General features: G+C 41.9%; 28 protein-coding genes. 8 read left to right on the top strand and 20 right to left on the bottom strand.

Annotated elements, in window-relative coordinates; all coding sequences use genetic code 11:
- Nucleotides 1-105: 105 nt before the first annotated feature.
- The 5 genes from FTU80_RS08160 (at nt 106) to FTU80_RS08140 (ending at nt 3,786) form a co-directional block, all read left to right on the top strand.
- A complete protein-coding gene (locus FTU80_RS08160) occupies nt 106-807 on the top strand; it encodes a TetR/AcrR family transcriptional regulator (RefSeq protein WP_180034938.1) in 702 nt (233 codons plus the stop codon).
- A 79-nt stretch (nt 808-886) separates the two neighbouring features.
- Complete coding sequence (gene purU, locus FTU80_RS08155) at nt 887-1,753, top strand: formyltetrahydrofolate deformylase (protein ID WP_078189689.1); 867 nt, start codon at nt 887-889, stop codon at nt 1,751-1,753.
- Between the two features lie 210 nt (nt 1,754-1,963).
- The gene (locus tag FTU80_RS08150) at nt 1,964-2,728 is read left to right on the top strand and encodes a TonB family protein (protein WP_180084710.1); all 765 of its coding nucleotides are present in this window, start codon (nt 1,964-1,966) and stop codon (nt 2,726-2,728) included.
- Nucleotides 2,729-2,758: 30 nt separating this feature from the next.
- Complete coding sequence (locus tag FTU80_RS08145; RefSeq protein ID WP_078192725.1) at nt 2,759-3,382, top strand: MotA/TolQ/ExbB proton channel family protein; 624 nt, start codon at nt 2,759-2,761, stop codon at nt 3,380-3,382.
- On the top strand, nt 3,382-3,786 hold the full coding sequence (locus FTU80_RS08140; RefSeq protein WP_078192724.1) for a biopolymer transporter ExbD: 405 nt from the start codon (nt 3,382-3,384) through the stop codon (nt 3,784-3,786). The genes FTU80_RS08145 and FTU80_RS08140 overlap by 1 nt, the downstream gene beginning before the upstream one ends.
- An 86-nt stretch (nt 3,787-3,872) precedes the next feature.
- Here FTU80_RS08140 and msrA read toward each other — a convergent pair whose 3' ends face one another.
- From msrA to thyA, 5 genes are all read right to left on the bottom strand, one after another.
- Nucleotides 3,873-4,397, bottom strand: a complete 525-nt coding sequence (msrA, locus tag FTU80_RS08135) for a peptide-methionine (S)-S-oxide reductase MsrA (protein WP_180024449.1) — start codon at nt 4,395-4,397, stop codon at nt 3,873-3,875.
- A gap of 159 nt (nt 4,398-4,556) precedes the next feature.
- On the bottom strand, nt 4,557-5,015 hold the full coding sequence (locus FTU80_RS08130; RefSeq protein ID WP_111884063.1) for an META domain-containing protein: 459 nt from the start codon (nt 5,013-5,015) through the stop codon (nt 4,557-4,559).
- A gap of 84 nt (nt 5,016-5,099) precedes the next feature.
- The gene (locus tag FTU80_RS08125; RefSeq protein WP_180084709.1) at nt 5,100-6,170 is read right to left on the bottom strand and encodes a DUF4105 domain-containing protein; all 1,071 of its coding nucleotides are present in this window, start codon (nt 6,168-6,170) and stop codon (nt 5,100-5,102) included.
- A gap of 27 nt (nt 6,171-6,197) precedes the next feature.
- Nucleotides 6,198-6,710 (bottom strand): dihydrofolate reductase, encoded by a 513-nt coding sequence (locus tag FTU80_RS08120; protein WP_168377882.1) that lies wholly within the window; start codon nt 6,708-6,710, stop codon nt 6,198-6,200.
- Nucleotides 6,711-6,810: 100 nt separating this feature from the next.
- Nucleotides 6,811-7,653 (bottom strand): thymidylate synthase, encoded by an 843-nt coding sequence (gene thyA / locus FTU80_RS08115; RefSeq protein ID WP_078189681.1) that lies wholly within the window; start codon nt 7,651-7,653, stop codon nt 6,811-6,813.
- Between the two features lie 559 nt (nt 7,654-8,212).
- On the opposite strand from thyA, the gene FTU80_RS08110 reads away from it, so the two are divergent.
- Complete coding sequence (locus FTU80_RS08110) at nt 8,213-8,725, top strand: peptidoglycan amidohydrolase family protein (protein ID WP_168377881.1); 513 nt, start codon at nt 8,213-8,215, stop codon at nt 8,723-8,725.
- 21 nt (nt 8,726-8,746) lie between these two features.
- Here FTU80_RS08110 and FTU80_RS08105 read toward each other — a convergent pair whose 3' ends face one another.
- From FTU80_RS08105 to lgt, 3 genes are all read right to left on the bottom strand, one after another.
- Nucleotides 8,747-9,115, bottom strand: coding sequence for a hypothetical protein (locus FTU80_RS08105; protein WP_180084708.1), 369 nt, complete (start codon nt 9,113-9,115; stop codon nt 8,747-8,749).
- Nucleotides 9,116-9,508 carry a hypothetical protein gene (locus FTU80_RS08100; RefSeq protein WP_180084707.1) on the bottom strand — a complete coding sequence of 131 codons (393 nt, stop codon included), beginning with the start codon at nt 9,506-9,508 and terminating at the stop codon, nt 9,116-9,118.
- A gap of 156 nt (nt 9,509-9,664) precedes the next feature.
- Nucleotides 9,665-10,477, bottom strand: coding sequence for a prolipoprotein diacylglyceryl transferase (gene lgt, locus FTU80_RS08095; protein WP_180084706.1), 813 nt, complete (start codon nt 10,475-10,477; stop codon nt 9,665-9,667).
- Nucleotides 10,478-10,570: 93 nt separating this feature from the next.
- On the opposite strand from lgt, the gene FTU80_RS08090 reads away from it, so the two are divergent.
- Nucleotides 10,571-11,350, top strand: a complete 780-nt coding sequence (locus FTU80_RS08090) for an NRDE family protein (protein ID WP_180084705.1) — start codon at nt 10,571-10,573, stop codon at nt 11,348-11,350.
- A 41-nt stretch (nt 11,351-11,391) separates the two neighbouring features.
- On the opposite strand, the gene FTU80_RS08085 is transcribed toward FTU80_RS08090, so the two are convergent.
- The 4 genes from FTU80_RS08085 to tatA all read right to left on the bottom strand — a co-directional run bounded on the left by FTU80_RS08085 (nt 11,392) and on the right by tatA (nt 15,307).
- On the bottom strand, nt 11,392-13,608 hold the full coding sequence (locus FTU80_RS08085; RefSeq protein WP_180084704.1) for a PhoX family phosphatase: 2,217 nt from the start codon (nt 13,606-13,608) through the stop codon (nt 11,392-11,394).
- A 221-nt stretch (nt 13,609-13,829) separates the two neighbouring features.
- On the bottom strand, nt 13,830-14,600 hold the full coding sequence (gene tatC / locus FTU80_RS08080) for a twin-arginine translocase subunit TatC (RefSeq protein ID WP_180084703.1): 771 nt from the start codon (nt 14,598-14,600) through the stop codon (nt 13,830-13,832).
- Nucleotides 14,597-15,073 (bottom strand): Sec-independent protein translocase protein TatB, encoded by a 477-nt coding sequence (gene tatB / locus FTU80_RS16490; protein WP_180024441.1) that lies wholly within the window; start codon nt 15,071-15,073, stop codon nt 14,597-14,599. The genes tatC and tatB overlap by 4 nt, the downstream gene beginning before the upstream one ends.
- A gap of 12 nt (nt 15,074-15,085) precedes the next feature.
- Nucleotides 15,086-15,307 carry a Sec-independent protein translocase subunit TatA gene (gene tatA / locus FTU80_RS08070; protein WP_078189673.1) on the bottom strand — a complete coding sequence of 74 codons (222 nt, stop codon included), beginning with the start codon at nt 15,305-15,307 and terminating at the stop codon, nt 15,086-15,088.
- 141 nt (nt 15,308-15,448) lie between these two features.
- Between tatA and FTU80_RS08065 the strand changes: the two genes are divergently transcribed.
- Nucleotides 15,449-16,330, top strand: coding sequence for a permease (locus tag FTU80_RS08065; protein WP_180084702.1), 882 nt, complete (start codon nt 15,449-15,451; stop codon nt 16,328-16,330).
- Nucleotides 16,331-16,725: 395 nt separating this feature from the next.
- Here FTU80_RS08065 and rdgB read toward each other — a convergent pair whose 3' ends face one another.
- The 8 genes from rdgB to FTU80_RS08025 all read right to left on the bottom strand — a co-directional run bounded on the left by rdgB (nt 16,726) and on the right by FTU80_RS08025 (nt 26,025).
- Nucleotides 16,726-17,349: an RdgB/HAM1 family non-canonical purine NTP pyrophosphatase gene (gene rdgB, locus FTU80_RS08060; RefSeq protein WP_180084701.1), complete on the bottom strand. Its 624-nt coding sequence runs from the start codon at nt 17,347-17,349 to the stop codon at nt 16,726-16,728.
- 103 nt (nt 17,350-17,452) lie between these two features.
- Entirely contained in the window at nt 17,453-18,043 is a 591-nt protein-coding gene (locus tag FTU80_RS08055; RefSeq protein WP_218949020.1) for a tetratricopeptide repeat protein, read from the bottom strand.
- On the bottom strand, nt 18,040-18,633 hold the full coding sequence (metW, locus tag FTU80_RS08050; protein WP_067763682.1) for a methionine biosynthesis protein MetW: 594 nt from the start codon (nt 18,631-18,633) through the stop codon (nt 18,040-18,042). Before metW ends, FTU80_RS08055 begins: the two co-directional genes overlap by 4 nt.
- On the bottom strand, nt 18,633-19,793 hold the full coding sequence (locus FTU80_RS08045; RefSeq protein ID WP_078192713.1) for a homoserine O-acetyltransferase: 1,161 nt from the start codon (nt 19,791-19,793) through the stop codon (nt 18,633-18,635). The genes metW and FTU80_RS08045 overlap by 1 nt, the downstream gene beginning before the upstream one ends.
- Nucleotides 19,794-19,897: 104 nt before the next feature.
- The gene (gene leuA / locus FTU80_RS08040) at nt 19,898-21,595 is read right to left on the bottom strand and encodes a 2-isopropylmalate synthase (protein WP_078192712.1); all 1,698 of its coding nucleotides are present in this window, start codon (nt 21,593-21,595) and stop codon (nt 19,898-19,900) included.
- Between the two features lie 263 nt (nt 21,596-21,858).
- Nucleotides 21,859-22,959 carry an alpha-hydroxy acid oxidase gene (locus FTU80_RS08035; protein ID WP_180084700.1) on the bottom strand — a complete coding sequence of 367 codons (1,101 nt, stop codon included), beginning with the start codon at nt 22,957-22,959 and terminating at the stop codon, nt 21,859-21,861.
- Nucleotides 22,956-23,639, bottom strand: coding sequence for a Fe2+-dependent dioxygenase (locus FTU80_RS08030; RefSeq protein WP_180084699.1), 684 nt, complete (start codon nt 23,637-23,639; stop codon nt 22,956-22,958). The genes FTU80_RS08035 and FTU80_RS08030 overlap by 4 nt, the downstream gene beginning before the upstream one ends.
- Nucleotides 23,640-23,736: 97 nt before the next feature.
- Nucleotides 23,737-26,025 carry a catecholate siderophore receptor Fiu gene (locus FTU80_RS08025; RefSeq protein ID WP_180084698.1) on the bottom strand — a complete coding sequence of 763 codons (2,289 nt, stop codon included), beginning with the start codon at nt 26,023-26,025 and terminating at the stop codon, nt 23,737-23,739.
- Nucleotides 26,026-26,160 lie beyond the last annotated feature (135 nt).

Here is a 26,160-nt window from a genome sequence, read left to right as displayed (position 1 = left end):
ATATCCAAATTAGCGATTAATTAATTTTTAGAGCAAATACTCTAAATAGTCAAGTTACTTTATGTGTTAGTGTTCTAATGCTTTGAAATAAATGGTTGTTTTAGGATGTCTCACACCAAAACCTTAAAAACGAAAGAACGTATTTTGCAGCTGAGTTTGCAGTTGTTTAATGAGCGTGGCGAGCGTTCAGTGACAACCAATCATATTGCTGCTGAACTGGGAATGAGCCCAGGTAACTTGTATTACCATTTCCGAAATAAAAGTGAAATTATTAAGGAATTAATGGAGCAATATCAGCAAGAAACGCTAGAAATGTTAGCGCTTCCTGATGATCGTCAATTAGATGCCAATGATAAAATTCGCTATTTTCAAGTATTAAGTAGCCAATTATGGGCTTATCGCTTTTTACATCGTGATGTTTATCACTTGGTCGAAAATAATGAAGATTTCCGTAAAATGTATCCACGTTTTGCCGGTCAAGTTATGCAACAAGGGCAGAAAATTTATCGTGCCTTTGTTGACGCAGGCTTAATGCAGATGACCGATTCTGAAATTGAGGCCTTAACCATTAACTTGTGGATCGTGCTGACCAACTGGACCAACTTCCTTTATATGTCGGGCCATATTACCGACTCCAACACTTTGGAAGAAAAGTGGGTGTGGCAAGCACTGCGACAAATGGTGTTCTTAGAAGGCGCATATCTACGTGGTGAAAGCCGTGAAACCTATGAGCGATTGCTCGAAACTTTAGGGCCGTCGGACTTGTTTGCAAGTCTTTCAAACGTAAAGCATCAGGTTACTGAATAAGACTATTTAGTCTGGCTTTAAAAAGCGTTAGAATACTCGGCTCTTTTTTCAATTTAACTGATTAGTGATATAAACCAACATGAATATGTCGACCGCTAACACAGCACGCTTACTCATTACCTGTGAAGATAAACCAGGGATTGTGCAAGCTGTATCGAGCTTTTTGTATCATCAGGGAGCAAATATTACCGCACTTGATCAATACGCGACTGAAGCTCAAGGGGGGCGATACTTCATGCGTGTTGAGTTCGAATTGGACAATTTACAAAGCCGTAAAGAAAGTCTAACTCAAACATTTGCAAGCAATGTTGCTGAGCGTTACAACATGCACTGGCGTTTAGCTTTAGTCAGTGATGTGAAGAAAGTCGGTATCTTGGTGTCAAAAGTTGACCATGCTTTGCTTGAACTGTTGTGGCGTCATGCACGTGGTGGTTTGCCATGTGAAATCACCAAAGTCGTGTCTAACCACGAGGCTTTACGTGAATCTGTAGAAAATTTCGGTATTCCGTTTGAAGTTGTTCCTGTAAACAAAGAAAACAAACGTGAAGCTTATGAGCAAATTGATCAGTTGATGCAAGGCAATGATTTATTGGTTCTTGCTCGTTATATGCAAATTTTAGACGAAGAATTTGTTCAAAAATGGGAAATGAAAGTGATCAACATTCACCATTCATTCCTCCCAGCCTTTGTTGGTGCGAACCCATATAAACAAGCGCATGAAAAAGGTGTGAAGTTGATTGGTGCGACAGCGCACTATGTGACTGCTGATCTTGACCAAGGGCCGATTATTGAGCAAGACGTAGAGCGTGTAAGCCACGACTTTACTGTTGAACAATTGCGTGAGTTAGGTCAGGACGTAGAACGTAATGTGCTCGCACGTGCAGTCAAATGGCATCTTGAAGATCGTATTATTGTCGATGGTAATAAAACTGTTGTATTTCAATAAAACGAGATGAATTTTTGAATAAAAGGGCATACTTTAGGTATGCCTTTTTTATATTATGATTAAAAAAAGTCATTAAAACTGACGAATTAATAGTTGCAAATGAAAACACTTCTCATTTATTATTGCCGTACTTTAATTGTGCTAACCGATGAGCATGATTGTATTTTTGACAAAATAAATGCAATCGCTTCTTCAAGGTAACTGAGTTTAATGAGTCAATCTCCCGCTCCAATGATGCAATCACCTAACCCGATGAAAAAGAAAATCATTACTGCGCTTCTCGCTGTTGTGGTAGGGCATATGGGGGTATTGTGGGCGGTCAGCAATATGAAAGCACCAGAACTTAAACCGATCGAAAAAGATCCGATTAAAGTTCGCTTTGTGAAGATTGTTGAAGAGAAAAAACCAGAACCTCCGAAGCCAAAACCAGAACCGAAGAAAGAGCCACCAAAGCCAAAAGAAGTTAAAATTGTAGATAAGCCTTTACCACCTCCACCGAAGAAAGTGGAAAAAGTGGAACAGGTGAAAAAGAAAGATGCGCCGAAACCAACTGTTGAAGCGGTCAAAAACGTACCACCAACACCTGTTGTTTCAACTGTGGTTTCTGAAACGAAAGTCGTTCGTGTTGAACCAACACCTCCGGCACCTGTTGTACCACCACCTGCGCCTCCAGCACCACCTGCGCCACCGACACCTAAAACAGTCAGCATTGGTAATGGTGTCAGTTGGATTAAGAAACCGAATGTTCAATTTGAAGATGGTGAATTAAAAGCGTCGTGTACAGTTGAAGTTGCGATTGCAGCAAGTGCTGAAGGTAAAGTCGAATCAGCAACGATTAAAAACTCGACTTGTGGCGCTGCTGTAAACCGTAAAGTGACTGCTGCAGTGAAGCGTGCACGTTTATCCAAATATATTGATAATGGTGTGGCAACTCCGACGCGAGTTGATCAACCATTCAACTTTAAACTTAATTAAGATTCCGGCTAACCCATTAGGAGTTCGAATATGAACTTTTCAGTTTATTGGCAACATGCAGATGCAGTCAGCAAAACACTGTATTTCGTGTTACTTGCAATGTCGATTGCGACTTGGACGATCTTCGTTCTTCGTATTATGGGCACACGTCAGCTCAAACAAGTGGCGTATAACCACCTTGCAGATGCACTAAGCAAACTGAAAGCGAAATTTGCTCCTTTGGCTTTTGAACAACGTAAGGCTGTGGCTGAACAAGCATTACTACGTCAAATTTCGGTAGAAAAAGCTAATGCTGAAAAAGGCGTATCTGTATTGGGTACGATTGCTTCAATTGCACCGTTCGTAGGTTTGTTCGGTACAGTATGGGGTATTTTCCATGCCCTTGTAGCAGTGGGTAAAAGCGGTCAAGCGGGTTTAGCGCAAGTGGCAACTCCAGTCGGTGAAGCTTTGATCATGACCGGTCTTGGTTTGGCTGTGGCGATTCCTGCGGTATTGGCTTATAACATTTGTGTTCGTTTTAACCGTACACTGTCGAATGAATTGCAAGATCAAGCGCATGGTTTATTGATTGATACTATGTTGCAACAAGAATCTGCAGCGAAGAAAGAAGACGTGAAAACTGCACAGCAAAGTTTAGCTGGAGGTCAAGCTTAATGGCTTTTCAATTGGGTGAAGACAACGATGCTGGCATGAATGAGATGAACCTCATTCCGCTCATCGATATTATGTTGGTATTGATGATCATCTTCTTGGTGACTGCGACTGTTGCCAACCCATCAATTCCATTAACCTTGCCACAAACGACTGCAGAAGTGATTGATCTGCCAACTGAAAGCGTAACCATCAGCATTAACTCAGCGGGTGATATCGCTTGGAATGGTGATATTGTCACGCTTGAAGATTTAGAAAGTCGTCTAAATACAGCTGGTCAGCAAGAACGTAAGCCTGCATTGGTATTAAAAGCCGATAAAGAATCACGTTATGACACAGTTGCACAAGTGATGTCGCGTGCGAGTGGAGCCGGACTCAGCGATATCGCCTTTGCCAGTGATAACTAAGCACTGAGCAAAGATAACTAAAAAAAGCGACTGAAATGTCGCTTTTTTTATGTCTCTATTTTGAAAATAGATGCCGTTTAATTAGATCACTCAGATTTGAGTAGGTCTTGAAATTTGCTACGTAATTTCATGAGTTTAGGTGGTATTGAAAAATTACAATAACCTTGGTTTGGGTTACGTGCAAAGAAGTTTTGATGATATTCTTCGGCAGGGTAGAAGGTTGGCATTGGACTCAGTTCAGTCACGATATTGATGCCTTCAGCTTTTAATTCTTCAATACGTTGTTCAGCAAGCTGCTTTTGTGATTCGTCCTGATAGAAAATCACTGAGCGATACTGTGTACCGACATCATTGCCTTGACGGTTCAGCGTGGTTGGATCGTGAGTTGCGAAAAATACATCTAGCAATTGGCTAAAACTGATTTGGCTGTCATCAAAATTGATCTGAATGACTTCTGCATGTTGGGTATTCCCCTCACAAATTTGCTCATAGCTTGGATGCTGAGTAACTCCCCCTGCATAACCACTGACGACTGTTTGCACGCCCTTTAGTTGTAGAAAAACTGCTTCTACACACCAAAAGCACCCACCACCAAATACCGCTTGTTGCATAGTGAAATCCTATTTTGTTCCCTGATGTTTAATATGGGGTTATAGCTAAAAACTGCAATGTACGTCTGTATACTAATCACTAGTTTATGTGCATTAAATGTCTCTGGCATGACTGAACAGTGAATAAAAAAGTCTGCCGAAGCAGACTTTTTTAATGATTTAACGCGGTTGAACAGCGCTTTCATATTGAATTAATAAATTGCCGTGACGGTCTAGCAATTTCAAGGTTTTTCCAAAAACTTGATAATGCGTTACCTTTTCGAGTGCTGCATGGTACTGTCGCTCTAGCCCATTGTTATTGAGACAAGCCATTTGTGTCGCAGCAATCGGGCCAAACGTTATGGTGTCTTTGCCAGCATTATAGCCACCCATTATACGATTACAGCCGTCTGCACCTGAGACACGCTTTGAAGCCGCATCGAATTGAATGCTTGGAATATTATGCGCATTGGGTGCTGTTTTGATTGGAGTGTTGCCAATCTGAGTGGCAATCCAAGTACGATTCTGTAATAGGTTTAAATTTTCAGTTATGGTGTTGTCTTGTGCAGGCATGCTTTCACAGCCTGTCACCACTAAAGTTGAAACCAAAGTTGCAGCAACAAATATTTGTTTTAGCATCGGAATTTCCCCGTGGAAGCATTTCAACTATCTAAGCAAATATCGCACAGATAAGCTAGCCATATTTGTATCATTATTTAAGAATTACAATTGATTGGCGCTTGGATTGGACTGTGAATGCGGCAAACCTTGTCGGATTAACTTCGAATATTGTTCACTGCTCAGTTGCTTGATTTGAGAGACACGAGGGTTAACATGGGCTTTTTGATACCATGTTTTCATATCCCAATTTTGGTCTATGGCATGGAGGTCATATAAATAATTCGGCAAATAACCGGATGCAAATAAGCGGTAATCGGTTGGAAGTTGATGTTTGGAAACAGCTTGAATCATGTCAAAAACCAGTGTTGTACAATTACTGGTGAGCGTGTTGTACCATTTAGGTTGAGTCTGCAGTTCATCGGCTTTATGTAAATATTCAATAAACAGCGCCTGCATTTCAGATTTTGGCATGTTTACGGGGAAGAAATAGACCTGTTCTCCGCGTGTATTGCTGCGGGTATAGATGATATCTTTTTCATCTGATGCAATAAGGCTCAGTTCATATTTACGGAAAAAACCACCAATCGCAGAGAATTCTTCGTTTTTCTCTTTGCGAATTTCAATCGAAAACGTCAGCGGTGGTCGGTCAGCAAAATCAAAACTGACCAGTGTATGGGCAATTTGCGGTCCCATCCAATACGAGGTAATGATGTTGACGCCATTGATTTGACTCAGGTCATATTGGCGGGTTTCCCAACGCGGGGTATAGCTGCCATCGGCATGCCAGTCGAAATTACGCACATTGTGCAAGGTGACAAGATTGCCTTGCTTTTCATAATGTAGAATTTCTGCTACTTCAGGATTCCATTCACGATCTTGGCGTGCTTCCATGCCAAAATACCAAAATAGACCACAGATAAAGCCCGCAATATAAATCAAGACATCTTTACGACGGCTAAAAAAGTGTTGGGTAATATAGATGCCTAAAATGCTTAGAGCAAAAGCGATCCAGATTCCAATGATAATGCGGCTGCCTAACCAGCCTGCCGGTTGCTGTATCCACAGGGCGGCACAGAGCCAAATCGAAGAACAGAGGACAAACACACTAAATAGAGAATGAAGAATACTTCGCCCTATTTTTTTGAACATTGCTCGTTGGTCACTCTGTTGCATATTTTTCTTTTAGCTTAAGATTTTTCTTTATTTTCGGTAAGTTGCGAACTCAAAAGCAATCCCAGTTTTGTCGTCGATGTGTTGTTCTGATGCCACTTTTTGAAAGTCCGCAGGAATTTCAGGATAATGCGCATCACCTTGAACATCGAGTTCAACATGCGTGAGTTCTAAACGGTCTGCGATGCCGATGGTTTGCTTAAAAATTTCACCACCACCAATAATAAACAAACTTGTTGGTTTTTCTGAACTTGCGACATCAGCAACAGCTTGCGTTAACGCCTCGTCGATACTATATGCAACTTTGGTGCCTTCAAATGACCAATTGCTATCTCGTGTAATGACCCAATTGACACGCTTCGGTAGGGTACGTCCCATAGACTCTAAGGTTTTGCGTCCCATAACTACCACACCACCTTGGGTGATGGCTTTAAAGTGCTGTAAATCGGCAGAAATATGCCACGGCAAATCATTACCTTTACCAATGCAGCGCTGCTGATCCATAGCGACAACGTGCACGATTTCTAAATTTTGAAATGCCATAGTTTGAACTCAAATAGCCGAATTATTTGCCGTCTATTAGAATGCAAAATCCCGCTTGAGGTAAAGCGGGATTTTGCTTTTCACTTGGAATTTCTAAAAATTAAACCGCAACAGGGGCTTTAATCGCAGGATGTGATTCATAACCTACGATTTCAATATCTTCAAATTTAAAATCGAAAAGATCGGTAATTTCAGGATTGAGTTTTAATTGGCACAGACCCATTGGTTCACGTGTCAGTTGCAACTGCGCTTGTTCGAAATGGTTGGCATATAAATGTGTATCCCCACCGGTCCAAACGAAGTCACCTACACCTAGACCACAAACTTGCGCAATCATGTGTGTTAACAGGGCATAGCTGGCAATGTTAAACGGCACACCCAGAAAAACGTCAGCACTACGTTGATATAATTGGCAGGATAATTTTCCATTTTGGACAAAAAATTGGAACAAGGTGTGGCATGGTGGCAATGCAACATTACCTGCCTCATTTGGGTTCCAACCAGACACGATTAGACGACGTGAGTTAGGATTGGTTTTGATTTCATTGACCAACCATTTAATTTGGTCAAAACCATCTTGTTCATATAGGCCATCGGCTTTTTTGGTCGCACCGAAATTACGCCATTGATGACCGTAAACAGGACCTAATTCGCCGGCAGGACGACCGAAGCGTGCAGTTTGTTCTGCGGTAGACCATTCATCCCAAATGGAGACTTTATTGTCTTGCAAATATTGAACATTGGTATCGCCTTTAAGGAACCACAACAGTTCAATCACGATAGAGCGGAAATGAACTTTCTTGGTGGTGAGTAAAGGGAAACCTTGAGAAAGATCGAAGCGCATTTGATGACCAAATACAGAACGTGTTCCCGTACCCGTACGGTCGCCCTTGTCGCCGCCGTTGTCGAGAATGTGTTGTAAAAGGTCTAAATACTGGCGCATGTCTCTCTCATAATTTGCTAAATTTCTTGTGGCACATATTAGCTTGTTTTGCGTGTGGAAGGAACTGTGATGGGCGCTTGAATATAGTCAGGTTTAAAAAATCCAAAACATACGGTGTTTATTGGGTGATGAGCAAATTTTGCAGGCAACAAGCGCTGAATTGCCTGAACTGAAGACGTCTATTTATAACAACTACATCAAGTGTTAACGAGACTATATGTCTGTTAAATCAAGCATGAGCTTAGAAAACGAAGCTCTATTTTTTACATATTGAGAGATGCTTCTTTCGCAGTGTTGAAAAAAATACAGATAAGTTTGATTAAAAAATAAACGTGATTTTTCTCATTATGAAGAGGTGATATTGAACAACTATTTTTGATTAAGAGTTTGATATAAAAAATAAATCTATTTGAGTTAAAAATAGACGGTCGTATTTAAATGTGAAGATTTGTTTAAGAAATCTTACATTTTTTACATGAAAAAACATGATTTACGGGGTACTATCACCCTCGTTAAAATTTTTGAATGCCTAAATATAGGCGGGAGTGTGGGTTAAAGAATGGCTTATGATCACAATGTAAACTTGAGTGAAGTGCATGCTCCAGTTCAGGCAAATATCATAATTCGTTCTCAGGCGAGTAAAAATACGGGCAAGTCCAATACCACTCAAAAAGCAGCGACTAAAAATGTGGTATCCCGAAATGGTCAGCGTATCGATATCGATCGTTTGACTGGATTTTTACAAGGCATTACCCGCCAAAGAAGTACTCAGAAATGTGCCCGCAGTGTTCGTCTAGCACTTGAGTCCGCTGGGGCACGTTTTAACGGTCACCCCGTTGCTGCAGCAGACTGGGGCAGCACATTACAAAAAATTGGTTATCAAAAAATTAATTTAGCGTTTGATCGACCAAAGAAAGGCGATATTTATATTATCGACCGCAATCAAAGTAGTCGTTATGGTCATATCGCAGCATATTCAGGTAAGGACTGGGTGTCTGATTATCGTCAAGCGGGCTATGCGGTCTATCGAACTCCAAATGTGAAATATAGCTATTATCGCTTAGCGGATTAACAGCCCATGGCTGCAAAAAGGTTAGTCTTCAAACCTTTTTGCACGCTGACTGTAGATCGAGACGATAAATAATCCAATTGCCGCAAAGCCCATACATTGTAGCGCTAAAATCCAGCGTTGCTCATTGGGTAGAAAATAAATTAAGCACACTAAACATAAAATTGGCAAACTAGCCAAAGCGCATTTTAATGACGGAGACAGTGTTTTTAGTTTGTCTTGTCTGAGCTTATAAAGCAGATTAATCATCAAACCAATGGCTAAACTTATGCCCGCAAAGCGGGGATCTAGTTGTTTTTGTTCAGCGCATAGAAAAATAAGCACACAGGTACTGATACAAATGATGAGCTTGATTTGTCGGTTACAGCGCTCAGAGTACCAAAACGTCAGCATTTAAACTTTACCTTCGGGCGAAGTGTTCTCGTTTTTATTCAGCAGTGAAATCGGGGAGAGCAGGCAGATCGCCAAAGCCATAAAGCCAATGCCTTGAGCACCCGGAATCAAAATTTCACCCTTATTCATGTTGATAAAAACCAATGCTAACAGCAGTGCAATCGGTATCCAGGTCAATAAACGATAGAGCAAACCTGTTGGGTTTTTTGCTGCAAAATGAATCTTGCAATAACGACAAATCAGGAAAATCACGCCTGTACCCATGAACATGAGAATGGCTTGAAGTGTTAGGGGGTCCATCCAATACAGAACACCGGTCAGTACGACCATCGCAATAAAAAACAGGATTTTTTTAAGTACAGAAACGCTGGGGTTAAACCAAAATTCAAGCATGGATCGATAGTTTAAAAATAAGCTGAATAAACTTTAGCACAGATCAGTTGTCTAATTCAGTCACTTCATGTGCAGTAAATGCGTATGAAGGAATAAATTTCAGCGCATAAAAAAGCGAGGCTTAGACCTCGCTTGCTTAAAGACAATTATAAAATATTAATGATTTTTTTGTGGACCCCAGTCATAGATTTTTTTCTGGTAGGCATACCACATCATCCATAGGCCAATCAGAATCATCGGAACCGTCAGGAACTGACCTTTACTCATCCATCCAATGAACAGTTGACCATTGTCCGGCTCACGGAAGAATTCAACGGTGAAGCGTGCGATACCATATCCGATAAGGAACAAGGCTGAAACGGCATAACGTGGACGAGTTTTTGAACTAAACCACCACAGCACGATAAACAGAATTAAACCTTCACAGAGGGCTTGATAAAGCTGCGACGGATGGCGCACCAACTGGAGTGGATCGGTCGGGAAGATCATGCCGAAAGCAAAATTAGGGTCGGTCACTGCACGACCATATAGTTCGCCACCAATAAAGTTCCCAATACGACCAAACATTAAGCCTGTCGGAACGCAGGGTGCAATAAAGTCGAGGGTCTGGAACCAAGTCATTTTATATTTCTTGCACCACAGTAACATGGCAATCATGACCCCAAGGAAACCGCCATGGAAGCTCATGCCGCCTGTCCAAACTTGGAATAGCCACAATGGGTTGGCAAGGAACTGATCGAAACCATAAAAGAAGACATAGCCAAAGCGTCCACCAATCACGACACCTAATGCACCATAGAAAATCAGGTCAGAGACCATTTCTGCGTTCCAGCCGTCACGTTGTTTTGCACGGTAGCTTGCCAAGCCCCATGCAAATAAAAAGGCCAATAAATACATCAGACCATACCAGTGAACTTGTAGTGGCCCCAGTGATATCGCCACAGGGTCGATATTTGGATATGTCAGCATTGCTGTTCCTTGTCATTATGTTTTGCACAGATTTTAGCTGAATGTGCTGAAAAATGTTGTACATTCAATGTGTAAAGATATTGAGAGTTGAATATGTGCATTGTGGCTTTTGCTTGGCAGGTCTTGGATGACATGCCACTCTGCCTGATTTCGAATCGTGATGAGTTTTATCATCGACCGACGGCAGGCCTAAAGCAATGGGTAGATAGTCCGATTATTGCAGGGCAGGACTTACAGTCTGGTGGAACATGGATGGGGATAACCGCTCAAGGGCGTTGGGCGATTGTGACCAATTTTCGTGATGGTCGTGATCAGACTGCATATCCCACTTCACGTGGCGCTTTGATTCAGCAATTTTTAGAATCTGAGCAAACGCCCATTCGTTTTGCACAAGCACTTGAACAAGTCCAATGTAATTATGCCGGCTTTAATTTATTCGTTGGCGACGCCACTCAAGCCGTTTATATGAGTAATCGCGGTGAAGCGCCACAAGTCTTAGCCAAAGGGGTTTATGTCACATCCAATGGTTTAATGACTGAACATTGGGAAAAGACCCGACATTTACGCAAACGTTTCACGCAAGAATTTTTGCCGATGCTACAAAGCCAGCAACCACAGGCGGATATAGACGCTGCTGCGTGGGATATTTTGGAAGATGAACGTAAAATCATTCCATCATTGTTACCCAATACTGGGATTCAGGCGGAAATGGAACATTTGCTGTCTTCAACCTTTATTCAAAGTCCGGTGTATGGCACCCGCTGTTCAAATTTATTGTGTATGCGGGATTCACAGTGGCATTGGCAGGAAAAACAGCAGCAGGGTGAGCAACAAGGACAGATCACCCAGATAGAAGTGCATTTAAAGCCATAAAAAAAGCCGACGATTCGTCGGCTTTTTTTTTAAAAGGTGTTTTATGCGGTTTTTTGTGTTGGCTGAGCTTGTTCTACCGCTTCACCAGCAATCACTCCACCATCTTTACGGGTGATGACTACGGTCGCTGAGCGAGGACGTGAAGTCGCTGCTGCATTGGTTTGTGATGCAGGCCAGTGGCTGGTCGGTTCAGAATAGGATGCTGAATCTTCACCGGGATGTTGCACATTGATAAAAATCGCTTTGTAGTCAGGTGTCATCGTCACACCTGTGATTTCACATTCTTTAGGTCCAGTCAGGAAGCGACGTAAGTTTTCATCATTCAGTTTTGCACCCACAATGGTTTCTTGACCCGATGATGTCGTGGCTTTTGTACCATCACCGACTTGACCCGGAAGCGCAGCAAGCATCATACAGTTGGTGGTATCAGTATAAGCACCGTCATCGGTTTGAATCCATAACACACCACGTGGGTCGAACCACATCCCATCGGGTGAAGACAAGTCATTGTTGTCATTTAGACCAGATAAGTTAATGTTGCTCGCCATTTTTGCTTCAGCACCAAACAGGTAAATATCCCAAGTAAAGCTGAGTGCTGTGGTTGTATCCCCATCTTCACGGAAACGGATAATATGACCGTTGACGTTGCCTTTACCACCTTCAGGGTCGATGTAGTTACGAGGGTTGGCAGCATCTAGTGCATGCGTCGTACCACGGTTAGAGTTATTGGTGAGGGTCACATAGACTTCACCATTGTCTGGATGCACAGCGACCCATTCAGGACGGTCCATTTTGGTAGCACCGACAGCATCTGCGGCAAGACGTGCGAAGGTCAGAACATCTGCTTGTGAGCTAAACGGATAAACGCTGTTGCTTTGGTTTAAACCATTGACGTTATAGCTCAATTCAATCCATTGACCTTTGCCGTCATTGTTAAATTTGGCAACGTATAACTTACCATTGTTCATGTATTTGTCACCTGCAGCATAGCCACCGTTGACATCTTTTTTATTCCATTTTTGGTCGGATACAAATTTATAGATGTATTCACCGCGTGAGTCATCACCCATGTAAAATGCGAGGTTGTCATCTTCACGTAAGCGACTTGCACGGCAGTCTTCATGTGCAAAGCGACCCAGTGCTGTACGTTTTACGGGGTTTTCACGACGGTCAAATGGATCGATTTCGACAATCCAACCAAAGGTGTTTGGACCATTACGATAATCTTCTGCTGCCTGAGTACCGGTAACATTCGCCGACCAACGGTCATATAAATCTTGAGACTCATTACTTCCAATCGCTGTTTCCCAACCATAGCGTGAGTTTGCACCCGCTTTTAGGCCATAACGGTTGAGTGCCACAATTTCAGCAGGACTACGTTTGGCATCATCTGCTTTCGCACGAGCGAAGTAACCAATGAAGTTTTCTTCTGTCGTCAGGTAAGTGCCCCAAGGGGTATAACCATTACCACAGTTGTTGTGTGTACCACGGGTTTGTTGACCATTGGCTGAAAACTTCGTACTGACTAAGCTTGAGCCTGCAACAGGGCCTTTAAAGTCCATTACGGTCGATGCGGTAATACGACGGTTAAATGGAGAGTTTTGTACCAGTTTAACGGCTTGAGTCTTGCTGTCTTTTTCAATTTGAATCACAGAAACACCGTGTGCATTGACTTCACGGATAACTTCATCTTCAGGGCGACGGCCATCTACTTTGGTTGGGCCTTGTGGGTGTAAGAAGGTTGGATTGATGTATTCATGGTTCATCACCAACAAACCTTGGTCAGACTGTTTGGCATCATAACGTCCAGAGGTGGTATTTAAACCAAAGAAGCTCATACCGTCATGGCAGTCACCAGAGCGGAATTGGAAGCTCGGGCCAGAAGGAACATTGTTATCATCCCATGCTGGGTATGCAGGGTTAATCGAGTCACCCATCGCATATAGCACATGCGCTTGATAGCCTTCAGGAACAGTCACGATATCGTCTAAATTCTTTTTCACTGGTGTGAAATTGAACTTGGTTGGTTTTTGATTTGGATCAGTGACAGGTGGTCTGGTATTGCTATTTGAACCTGAGTCATTGTCATCATTACACCCCGTTAATGAAGATGCCAATGCAAGTGCGACTGCACCACTCGCAGTCTTGGTAATCAAGCTACGACGGCTGATGCGTTGTTCTAAAATGTCACGAAAATGAAGGTTATCCGAAGTGTTGTTATCAAGTTCTTGATCTTCGTTATATGGCATGTTTGTCATGAATTTAAATCCTGGCAAAGGTGTGCTGGGTAAAAGTTGATCACATAAAACTATCGATAAAATATGACAATGCTTTGAAGCTAATGTTGCAAACTGATGAAATAGGCGTTTAGATTTCGCTGCATGAAAATTGCAAAACATTAAATGTATGCATAAAAAAAAGAGGCTATCTCAGCCTCTTAGGTGTAAAACTCACCAAAATTGTCGAAAAATAAGTTTGTTTAAGTTGTAGTTGCACGTCGTTTTTCAATCAGCTTGCCAAAGAACAAACCCAGCTCAAACAGCATCCACATAGGAATGGCTAACATGATCATCGAAAGCGCATCGGGTGGCGTGGCAAACATGGAGACAAAAAAACAGCCGACGATAATAAAACGACGCTTCTCCACCAAGGTTTGAGTAGACACCACCCCGATCAAAATCAAAATTAGCGTGATGATCGGAATCTCAAAGGTCAGTCCAAACACCAAAAAAAGCTTTAAGCAGAAACTTAAATAACTATTGATGTCCGTCATTGGGGCGACTGTTTCAGGGGAAACACTCATAAAAAAATGCAGGATGGATGGTAGGGCAACCCAATAGGCAAAGGCAATTCCGGCATAGAAGAGGACGATACTGCCGAATAATAAGGGCATCGCCAAATGCCGCTCTTTTTCATACAGTGCAGGTTTGATGAAGGCCCAAAGTTGATAAATCACGAAAGGCATCGCGAGCATAAGCGCGACAAAGAAATTCAACTTGAACGGCGCCATAAAGGTGGCGGTCACATCCGTTGCGATCATGGATGAGGTCATCGGCAACTGCGCACGCAGAGGCTCTGACATCAATTGATAGCTTTGATTGGCAAAGGGCAATAAACAAAAGAACAGAATCAAAATGAGCCCTGTAATTTTGATCAAATGCCGACGCAAAATCACCAAATGTTTGGTGATCGGCATTTCTTCCAAATCAGGCACAGTGTTCTGTGAATTATTCAGTGAAAGATCTGTCATACGGCCACCTGATATTCTGCTAATGCTTCGGTCGAGCTTAATGCAGCAGATTGATCTGTTTTAATTTCGTGCTTTATTTTCATTTGGGGTGTAACCATGGCAAAGATCGTGCTCTGACCACGTTCGATGTATTGATAACGTGGGGATAAATTTTTATTGTCAGGTAGGACTGCTTCTTGTTGTTTTTGCGCAGTCTGTTCTATGGGATGTTGCGTTTGTTGCAATTCATTCATCTGCGCCTGCATACGCGCTTCGAGCTGTTGAATACGTTGCATTTCTTTTTGCATTTCTTCACGAAGTTCGGACATGCGAAGTTCACGGTCAATATCTGTTTGCACGTTACTGATCAGTCGTTTAACTTTCCCGTACCATTTGCCTGCAAAGCGGATACCTTCAGGCAGTTTTTCCGGGCCGAGTACGATCAGCGCAATAATGCTGAACACCAGTAATTCGCTAATACCAATATTAAGCATTATGACAACTCCTTAGCTTTGAACTGAGGAATTGGTTTTATTTTGAGCTTCATGCTCTAGCGTGCGAGGCTCATTAAGCTGTGTATTTGCTGCGTCTTCATCACGCATCGATTTTTTGAAATCTTTGACTGCGCCGCCGACATCTTTGCCCAAGTTTTTTAGCTTAGAGGTACCAAAGAGTAAAATCACCACAATTGCAAAAATCAGTACATGCCAAATCGATAGTCCAGCCATCTTGTTATCCTCTTGTTGGTCTGCACAACATTTCAGCAGTTGTAGATGACAGTGAAGTGACCAAGATGTTGCAGTTTAAAGACAGCCGCGAAGCTTATGTTCAGTGTTACTATGCATAGATTGAGCAGTGAGGGTGGTGTAGTGGCGTTTCTTCTTCCGATATTGGGTTTTTTAAGTGGTCTCGGATTGGCATCATTATCAGGAACATCATCGCTCAAATCGATTTTCTCTAGCTTACTTGCACGCTGTTTTATTCCAGCCGTGATCATCTACAACATGGTGTTCTATCAAGCAGGCAGTTTAGCACTCATGCTTTTTAGCTTTAGTGTTGCCGTGCTGATGTTTTATTTATTTCGCTGGCTGTTAAAAGATAGTTTACGTGCCTTGTGTGTCAGTTATTTGAACTTGGCTTGGCTGGGTTTTCCTTTTGCCTTAGCACTGTTCGGCCCTGAAATAAGTGCAGCGATGGTGGCTTTGTATGTCGGTGGCTCTATCTTTGGCAATATGTGGGCCGTGACAGCCGTCAGTTCAGCCCAACTCCCATGGTCGAGCGTGATTCAAAAAGTGGCGATGTCACCGCCTGTATTTGCCTTGATGATTGCAGGTGTCTGTCGAATAGTTGGACTGCAGCATTTAGAAGAACATCAGATCTTAGATTGGCTGTATCAGGCTGCAAAAATTGGAATGAGTTTCACAGGGATGTGTGTCTTAGGCATGTGGCTGCGCCAGACTAAGGTACAGTGGCGTGATCTGATTAACAGTAGTCGTATTTATGCGATGAAACTCACCGTTGGCGCGGTGATCTGTAGTTTGAGTTATGCCTTTCTTCCGATTCCCCAGATCGAGAAATATATTGGGGTGATGTTTATGCTGTTCTGCTTACCCCCTGCCGCCAATATTGTGGCTTTAGAAACGCATTATCAAGGAACAGGCACTTCGGCGCGTTATATTGCTTCAGGTACGATTATGAGCTGCATCGTCGTTAGTTTTTATGGGTTAATTTTGCATCTTTTTTCGCTTTAAGATGAAAAGTGAATTATAAATGCCAGCAAAGGGTGACTACTTGAGCTGTTTTCGAATCTGCCAATCACGCACGAGGGCGTATATCATTGCGATACCTATCAGGCCTGGAAATCCAACCTGACCTTGCGACAGATTAAGCATGATCGACAGTACGATCAACACTGCAAAAATAACGTAAGTGGTACGAAAGCCTGAGGTGAGCGGGTAGGTTAGTTGCGCATGGCAATGAGGGCAGCTTAGTTTTTGAAAACCAAGAAATGAGCGTGTTGGGATTTCAGTTGAAGTGTGATGGCAAGCGTTGCATATGATCTGTATCGGTTGAAGTGCCATAATTATTCTATTTTTATTCAGGGATTGGAGTTAATCTTTGGCATTAAGATTAACTCCAATTCAAATTATTTCAAACTTGCTTTAAATAATTTCATCGCCTGACCACGATGGCTGATTTTATTTTTTTCTTCTTTTGATAATTCAGCGCTAGAAACGTTTAGTTCAGGCAGCCAAAACAGTGGGTCATAGCCAAAGCCATTTTCACCACGTGCTGCTTCCATCACTTCACCGCGCCAAATCCCTTGGAAAATTTGTGGGAGTGGGTCTTCTGCATGTTGGACCAAAGCCAAGACACATACAAACATCCCTTCGATGGCTTCACCCTCTTTACGGAGTGGTTTGAGGTCAGCAAGCAACTTGGCATTGTTAGCGGTATCATTGCCATGTTCACCTGCATAGCGCGCAGAGTAAATCCCCGGTGCGCCACCAAGCACAGGTACGCAAATGCCAGAATCATCTGCAATGGCTGGCTTGCCTGAAATTTTCGACGCATGACGCGCTTTGATAATGGCATTTTCAACAAAGCTTAGACCGTCTTCGATGGCATCTTCAATGTTCAACTGACCTTGTGGAATCACTTCAACAGGCAAATTCAGTTCCGCAAACATTTTTTCAAATTCTGCAATTTTGCCTTTGTTATTACTTGCAAGCACCAAAGTGCCTTGAGATAACCAATCAGTTGAAGCCATGTGAATATTCACCATAAAACAAGATTTGAGGCTATTTTAACAAGATGCTGTGGTTGACAGGCAATAAAAAAGCACCCGAAGGTGCTTTTTAAGATTCAAAAACTTATTGTGCTTGAATCCATTTGTCTGCACGGTCACGTGCTTGACGAATTTGGTCTTGGCTTAAGTTGGCTGCCAATGCCGTTTTCTTACCTTCAGACAAGCTAATCACTTTGTTGTCGAGCATGCCATCACGGGTAGAAAGTTCATACCATTGGTATGCACCCATGTAGTTTTTCTTTTGCTCTTCCATCATGGCTAAGTTAAAGCTTGCGCGGTTATCACCACGGCTGGCTGCTTTTTCGAAATATTGACGAGCAAGCGCTTCATCTTTTTTAGTCCCAATGCCATCAGCGAGCATACGACCTACATTAAGCTGTGCTGCAGATAAACCTTGATCAGCAGCAGCCTTATACCATGCAAAAGCTTGACGTTCATCTTTGGCAACGTCTTTACCTTGTTGATATTTAGTGCCTAAGTAAAACTGAGCACCGGGCTGACCTGCTTTAGCAGCTTTACTTAAGCTGTGAATATCCATAATTGAATATTGAGCAGCTTGGCTAGAAACTGAAGATGATGGAGCAACATAATCCGCATGGGCTTCTATGCTAAAAAGTCCAATCAGTAGCGTCGTGCTTAATAATAATTTTTTCATAGAGCGCTCACTCGATAAATTGCGACTTCACCAAATAGATTTGGGAGACGTTTACTGAGTAAACTGTCTTGTTGATCCCCATTCACGGCAAGTCGGTTAATAATCCGGATGTTATTTTCAGCACACAGCGCTTCAAAATCACGGAAAGTACATAAATGAATATTGGGCGTGTTATACCACATATAGGGTAACGCGTCTGAAACGGGCATCATTCCTTTTAATGCAAGGAAAGAACGAGTCTTCCAATGTGCAAAGTTTGGAAAGGTAATAATAGCCTGTTTCCCCACACGCACCATGTCTCTTAAGAGAACGTCTGGTGCATCTACAGCTTGCAAGGCTTGTGCCATAACCACATAGTCAAAAGACTGGTCGGCAAAGCGACTTAAACCTAAGTTCAAGTCCTGTTGGATGATATTTAACCCGCGACTGACTGCAATTGCAATCTTTTCTTGATCAATTTCTAAGCCATATGCACGAATATTGTGCTTTTTGCTCATATGTGCAAGCAGTTCACCGTCACCACACCCTAAATCGAGTACGCTTGAATCTGGTTTAATCCAACGTTCAGCCAGTTGATGATCAATACGCATTAGTTGGTCTCCTTCGGTGTTTCTTGCAGGTGTTTTACACCGCCTAGGAATGCACGTAAGCTTTTCACATATAACGGAATCGGGAACAAGAAAGAGTCATGGCCTTGTTCAGCATCAATATCCACATAGCTCACAGGCTTATGATTGCTAATTAATGCATCTACAATTTCTTGCGAACGAGCAGGGGCAAAACGCCAGTCCGTTGTAAACGAAACAACTAAAAATTGACACTTGGTTTTAGACATCGCGGTTTTTAATGATTGCTCATATTCACGTGATGGATCGAAATAATCTAAAGCCTTGGTCATGATCAAATAGGTATTGGCATCAAAGTTACGGCTAAATTGCTCACCTTGATAACGCAAATAACTTTCGACTTGGAATTCGACGTCAAAGCCATACATAAATTTACCTGACTTTAAGTCACGGCCAAATTTTTGTTTCATGGCTTCTTCAGAGAGGTAAGTGATATGACCGACCATACGGGCCAAGATCAAACCTCGCTTAGGATAACTATCATTTTCTAAATAGCGACCATCATGGAAATCAGGGTCAGACAAAATCGACTGACGCGCCACTTCGTTAAAGGCAATGTTTTGCGCAGACAGTTTTGGTGTACTCGCAATAATCACGCACTTTTGTAAACGATCTGGATAGTCCACAGACCATTGTAGAGCTTGCATGCCCCCTAAAGAGCCGCCAATCACCGCATACCACTGCTGAATTTCTAAACGATCAGACAACATGGCTTGGGTTTTGACCCAGTCACGGACAGTCACTAATGGGAAATCAGGACCATAAGGACGATTGTCATTTTCAGGATTTGGAGAGGTCGGTCCAGTAGAACCGCTACAGCCGCCAATATTATTTAGTGCTACGACAAAGAATTTTGACGTATCAATGGCTTTGCCTGGTCCAATACATGCGTCCCACCAACCCGGCTTACGGTCATCTTCATGATGATAACCTGCTGCATGGTGATGGCCTGACAGAGCATGACAAATCAAAATGGCATTGGATTTGTCCGCATTCAGTTCGCCATAAGTTTCAACCATGAGCTCAAAACGTGGGAGTATGCGATCGCATTCGAGCTCTAACGGCTCTTCAAAAATAAACTTTTGTGGGGTAACTAAGCCCACTGAGTCAGCTGGAAAAGACACAGGAATAATTCGCCTTAAATCTTTAGTATGAATAATAAAAGGATACCACTTGAGGGTATCCTTCTAAAGTCATTTTATTGCTATTTGATATTTAAAGCATTGAATTAGACTGCAGCAGCAATCACTTGTTCAGTACTTAAAACACCTTGTTCAATTAAACGGTTAGTGCTGGCAATAATCGCTTCGATGGATGCAGTCACGATGTTGTCATGTACACCTGCGCCGAATGCAGACTTGCCTGTGCCTTTCACTTGAAGCTCAATCAACGCCAAGGCTTTGGCATGCGCGCCTGAACTGATGCTGCGTTCTTCATAGTTCAAGACATCAATCGGCAATTGCAAGGCATTTAAGATAGCAGAAATTGGGCCGTTGCCTTCACCACGTAATTGCTGGATCTCACCGTTCACTTCGATATCGAGTTCAATGACTTGCTTGCCATTTTCATCATGTAAGCGGTAGTTTTTCGCCGCATAATGTGTATCTTTGGCAGCAACATAGGTGTCTTTAAATAATGACCAGATCGCTTGTGCAGAAATCTCGGTGCCGTCTTCATCTGTTTTTTGCTGTACGATTTGCGAGAACTCAATTTGAATACGGCGAGGCAACACCACGTTGTAATTTGATTCTAACAAGTACGCAATACCGCCTTTACCAGACTGTGAGTTGACACGAATCACGGCATCATAGTCGCGGCCCAAGTCTTTCGGGTCGATTGGCAAATAAGGCATATCCCACATTTCTTCGTTCTTTTGGAACTCGAAACCTTTTTTAATGGCATCTTGGTGTGAGCCTGAGAACGCGGTGAAGACCAAATCACCAGCATACGGATGACGAGGGTGTACCGGCAAGCCTGTACATTCTTCAATGATTGAAATGATTTCGTTAATGTTTGAGAAATCTAAGTTTGGCGCAACACCTTGGGTATACATGTTCAATGCAATCGCTGCAACGTCCACGTTACCTGTACGTTCACCGTTACCAAACACACAACCTTCGACGCGGTCAGCACCAGCCATAATGGCCAACTCAGAAGCAGCAATACCACAGCCACGGTCGTTATGACAGTGCACAGAAATAATCACACCGTCACGGCGTTGAATGTTACGGTGCATCCATTCCACTTGGTCTGCATAGACGTTCGGACCTGAAACTTCAACCGTTGCAGGCAAGTTTAAAATCACTTTGTTCTCTGGAGATGCTTCCCAAATTTCAGTGACCGCATCACAGACATCTTTAGCAACTTCTAATTCTGTTGCAGTAAAACACTCTGGACTGTATTGGAATACAAATTCAGTTTCAGGCTGTTTTGCAGCGTATTCTTTGACTTTCGTTGCGGCATTAATCGCTAATTGTTTTGCACCAGCAACATCAACATTCAACACTTTATTGCGGAAGGTTGGAGAGTTTGAGTTGTAGATATGCACGATGGCACGTTTTGCACCTTGTAAAGATTCAAATGTACGTTGAATCAAATGATCACGTGCTTGAACCAAAACTTCGATGTACACATCATCAGGAATATGACCGCCTTCGATCAACAAACGCGTGAAATCAAAGTCGATTTGTGATGCAGAAGGGAAGCCGATTTCAATGTGTTTGAAACCAATTTTCACAAGCATTTGGAACATTTTAAACTTTTGTTCAATGTTCATTGGCTCGAAGATCGCTTGGTTACCGTCACGAAGGTCGGTACTCATCCAGATCGGCGCTTTATTGATTTCGTTATTTGGCCATTGACGGTCTGGTAAGTCTACACGTTGGTACATGCGACGGTATTTTTTGCTTGGATCTGCCAACATCATGTGAAAACTCCTTATAGCACCGTGGATAAATGTCGTGGATAAACGGCAAGGTACTACTTATATAGATTGTGTCTATTCTAGCAATTTACAAGTTTAATATCGGAGTCTTTAGTCGAAAGTCGAAATAAATCTGTAAAGATTCACATGACTTAGCTTTACCGTAAGCTCGTAAATGTATAACTAAATATTAGTCCATATATTCCGGAAATAATTTCCTATTTTTGCGTCAAGATGCCATTACTGGAAAATATTTTTCTATAAAATTAGCTTTTTTGAAAAATATAATCTTTATTGATCTCATCGACGGTGGCTGTTCCCATCAATGCCATCGTAATCTCAAATTCTTCTTTCAGTATTTTGAGTACATGGGCAACGCCTAAAGCACCCGCAGTCGCTAAACCATAAATGCAGGGACGTCCGACTAATACGGCAGATGCACCCAAGGCTATCGCTTTAAACACATCTGAACCACGACGAATACCACCATCATATAAAACTGGAAAATCCGTAGGCACAACATTTTTAATCAGTTCTAAGGCGGTGATAGGGGAGATACAACCGTCCAGTACGCGCCCACCATGATTCGACACAATAATGCCTTTTACACCGTGTTGCAGGGCAAGTTCAGCATCATGTGGATTGACAATGCCTTTTAAAATAATCGGTAATGAGGTGTTTTGACTGAGCCAAAGGATATCCGCCCATGTTGGTGCGATTTTCATCAGACCTTGAAATAATGGGTGTTCATTTTGCTTGCTTTGAGGTTGTTGAATAAAATGATGAGGCTGAGGTTCATACTTAGGAAGTTCAAAAAACGCATGTCTCTCTCGGTCACGAATTCCTGAATGTGGAGAATCAACGGTCACCACAATCGCTTTAAAACCATGTGCTTCTGCCATTTTGACCAGTGATAATGACTTTTCGCGCTCACCTTGCCAATACAATTGGAACCATTTGAATGGATTGCCCTGCTTTAACTCACGCATATCTGTATTGGTAAACGTACTGAGGATCATATTGCTGCCAAGGACTTCGGCGGCGAGGGCTGTTGCAGCTTCAGCATCAGGATGAAATTGTTGTTGATGTCCGATCGGGGCAACAAAAATAGGGTGCGGAAAGCGCTGTCCTAATATCTCAATTTGGGTATGACCTTGGGTCAGATCTTTCAGCATACGTGGTAGCAGTTGTATCTGTTCAAACTGAGACAAATTGCCACGGACACTGTGTTCATCCATAGAACCACCTTGTAAGTATTGCCACACCATGTGCGAGAGGTGTAGTTCAGCTTCTTTTTCATAATCAGCTATGGTTTGTAAATGAGCTGGTATTTGTGTCAGTGGTTGCAATGGTGAATGTTGTCTCATAGAACTGCCCATTGACGTAAAAGATTATGGTAGTGATTCGTCAGTTGTAAAATTTCTTTGCTATCACCTAAATTTTGCCGTAATTGCATAATCGTCTGATCTAAATTAAAGAGCATACTTCTCTGCCAATTATCTTTGACCATACTTTGTACCCAAGTGCATGCTGCAATACGGGAACCTGAAGTCACAGGTTCAACACGATGTAGACTAGTCGCGGGATAAACAATTGCATCTCCAGCATCTAACTTTACTTCGTGTTCACCATAAGTATCCTCAATGATCAGTTCACCACCTTCATATTCATCGGGCTCTGATAAAAAAATGGTCATTGAAACATCAGTACGAACAGTTATATTTTTTTCATGATAGTAATGGATTGCACTGTCAACATGATTGCCGTAGTGGCCTGTATCTTGGTAGCAATTGAATAGCGGAGGTAAAATTTCTTTAGGTAATGCAAAAGATTGAATGAGCAGACTTTGTCTAATTTGCTGTAATACTTGCTGACTTAACTGCTGATATAATTCGCTATTTGAATTGATTTGTAAATTTTTTTTGATGTTTTGAGCTTGTGCTCCGGCCGAACTTTTTCCTGAAACCCACTGATTATCTTGGTTCATCGCTTGTCTGATGCTTTGAACGTGTTGCTTTGAAAGGACATGAGGGACATGAAGAAGCATAATTTAACCTTAAACTAATTTTAATCAAATCTACATAAGATAAGCATAAATAAAAAAGCCTTAATACAAGATTAAGGCTTTTTTTAGAATATTTAATTTAGAACTTAAAATTAAATGTTAAGCGATAGTTACGTTCAGCACCTGCGATGTAACGTAATCCACCACGGTTGATGCTGTTAATGTAGTCTTCATCAAATAAATTGTTGATGTTGAATTGAATCCCTACATTTGGTGTTGCTTGGTAACTAACCATTGAGTCAAATACCCAGTAGTCAGGGATGACAGCAGGACCGACCTGATTGCCATCTTTGTTTTTAGTCATTTCACCATTGTAACGCGCGCCGCTACCAATGCTCCATTTATCCATATTGTAGGTCGTCCACAATGTGAATGCATCAGAAGGCGTAAATGGCATATTACTTGAACCATCTGCTGAAACTTGCTGGTTACTCGCAGCTTGGGTTACATTTTTAATGTCTGTTTTTTGATGTGTATAACCAGCAATAACTTGCCAATTGTCATTTAAGTTACCAATCACGCCAAGTTCAACACCTTTAACTGATTTTTCACCAGTTTGGTAGTATTCTTCGCCATCTTTTTCCAACTCATTTGTGAGTTCAGTTTGGAAAAGTGCACCTGTTAAGAGTAAACGGTTGTCAAAAAATTCCCATTTAGCACCAACTTCAATGGTTTCAATTTCTTGAGGATCAAGATCTAAGTTGTTATTGCTGCTCGCTGAACCAGATGGGGCAAATGCATTGGCATTACCAATACCGTCACCACCTGTAATAGTACCCGGTGCTTGTTGTTGGATGGCGTAGTTAGCATACAAGCTACCGTTTTCAGTTGGTTTATATAGTGCCCCAACTTTCCAGTTGAATAGGTTGCCGTCATCTTTAAAGCTTTGTGCAACATAATTTGCAGGTTGACCTGAAGCAGCCGTATTCACAAATGTATCGGCATCAAGTTTATAACGATCTAGACGAACACCACCATTTACAGAAAATTGTGGTGAAATTTCAATAGTATCGAAGGCAAAGATAGAGTAAGTATCCATTTGAGCTTCAGAATCACCATTACCATTGGTATTTCTGACTAAAGCTGTATGTACAGTGCCTTGTGGGTTATACAATGAACTTGTACCTGTAACCGTAGCAGTCCAACCACGTGTTTTCATTTCTTCACGTGTAAATTCAACCCCTGTACTGACATCATGTTTTAAGCGGCCTGTATTGAAACTTGTAACCAAGCTAGTTTGGTTAGTCATAATTTCATTTTCAGTATCACTATTATTTGCACTGCCTGAAACGCGCATCGCAGTAGGATCATTCAGATCAGTTGACGTTGTTGTATAGGAATTACCCGAAAATGTGGTTAAATATTGATGCTCTGTTTTACCCCAACGAGAGGTATTTTTGATTTTCGTATTATCTGATAAATCATACTCTAAACGAGCAGTTGCCATATCAGCAGTGACATCATCAAAGTCTTCAGGTGCGCCATAATAGTTTGACGTATCCACTTTATGGTTATTTAGATATGGTGCAAGACTTTTAATAACTGCATTACTACTTTTAGTTGCATCAAACCCAGGTAAACCAACAGTTGGTATACCACCATCCAATACATTGTCTTGTTCAATATGCAAATAATCTAAGAAAAGGCGAAGATCTGTGCCTAAACCAAAGCCTGCTGAAAGTGCAGCAGCCCATTTTTCATTTTCTACACCATCACGACCAATACCATCTGAGCTTTCACCCATCGCATTAAAACGAATGGCAGTTGTATCGTTTATTGCTTTATTGATATCAGCAGTCGCTCGGTAATATTCATCTGAGCCGAAGCCAAGAGTTGCATTATTAGAGTCTTGAAGTTTTGCTTCTTTTGTTGATAAATTAATTGCACCTGAAGCTGCAGTACGACCATTGTCTGTTCCTGCAGGGCCTTTAAATACTTCAATTTGTTCGTAATTAAACATGTCTCGAGTAACGTTACCCAAGTCACGTACTCCATCGATGAAGATACTATTTGCTGTATCAAATCCACGCATGGTAACAGCATCACCAGTATTCATTCGTCCATTCTCACCTAGGGAGAATGTGCCTACACCAGGTACGTTTCGTAGTGCTTCTGTTAGGGTCGTAGCATTTTGTTCTTTTAATACTTTCTCAGGGATAATGGCCATGGTCTGAGTCGTATTTAGTTGAGATTGCGTAAACTTATCTAATGACGCTTTTTCTACTTTATAGTTCTCTTTGTTTACAGTTTGATTAATCGTCTCAAGTTGGACTGCTTTTTCTTCAGCCATTACATTGCCTGCAATGATTGAAAGTGATGAAGCAATCGCTGTAGAAACAATTTTCTTACGTGTTTTAATGAAGGCCATTTCGAACCCGATTCGGAGTAGTGAATTTGTATGCGAATAATAATGATTCTTATTTGTTCTTACATCTTTATGTAATTGTTATTCACGATAAATAATCGTATCGTGATAGCCCTATTTAATGTAATGATATAACAA

Origin of the sequence: Acinetobacter sp. YH12145 (assembly GCF_013418335.1) — a bacterium.
Lineage (GTDB): Bacteria > Pseudomonadota > Gammaproteobacteria > Pseudomonadales > Moraxellaceae > Acinetobacter > Acinetobacter amyesii.
This window is presented reverse-complemented; position numbering and strand designations above follow the sequence as displayed.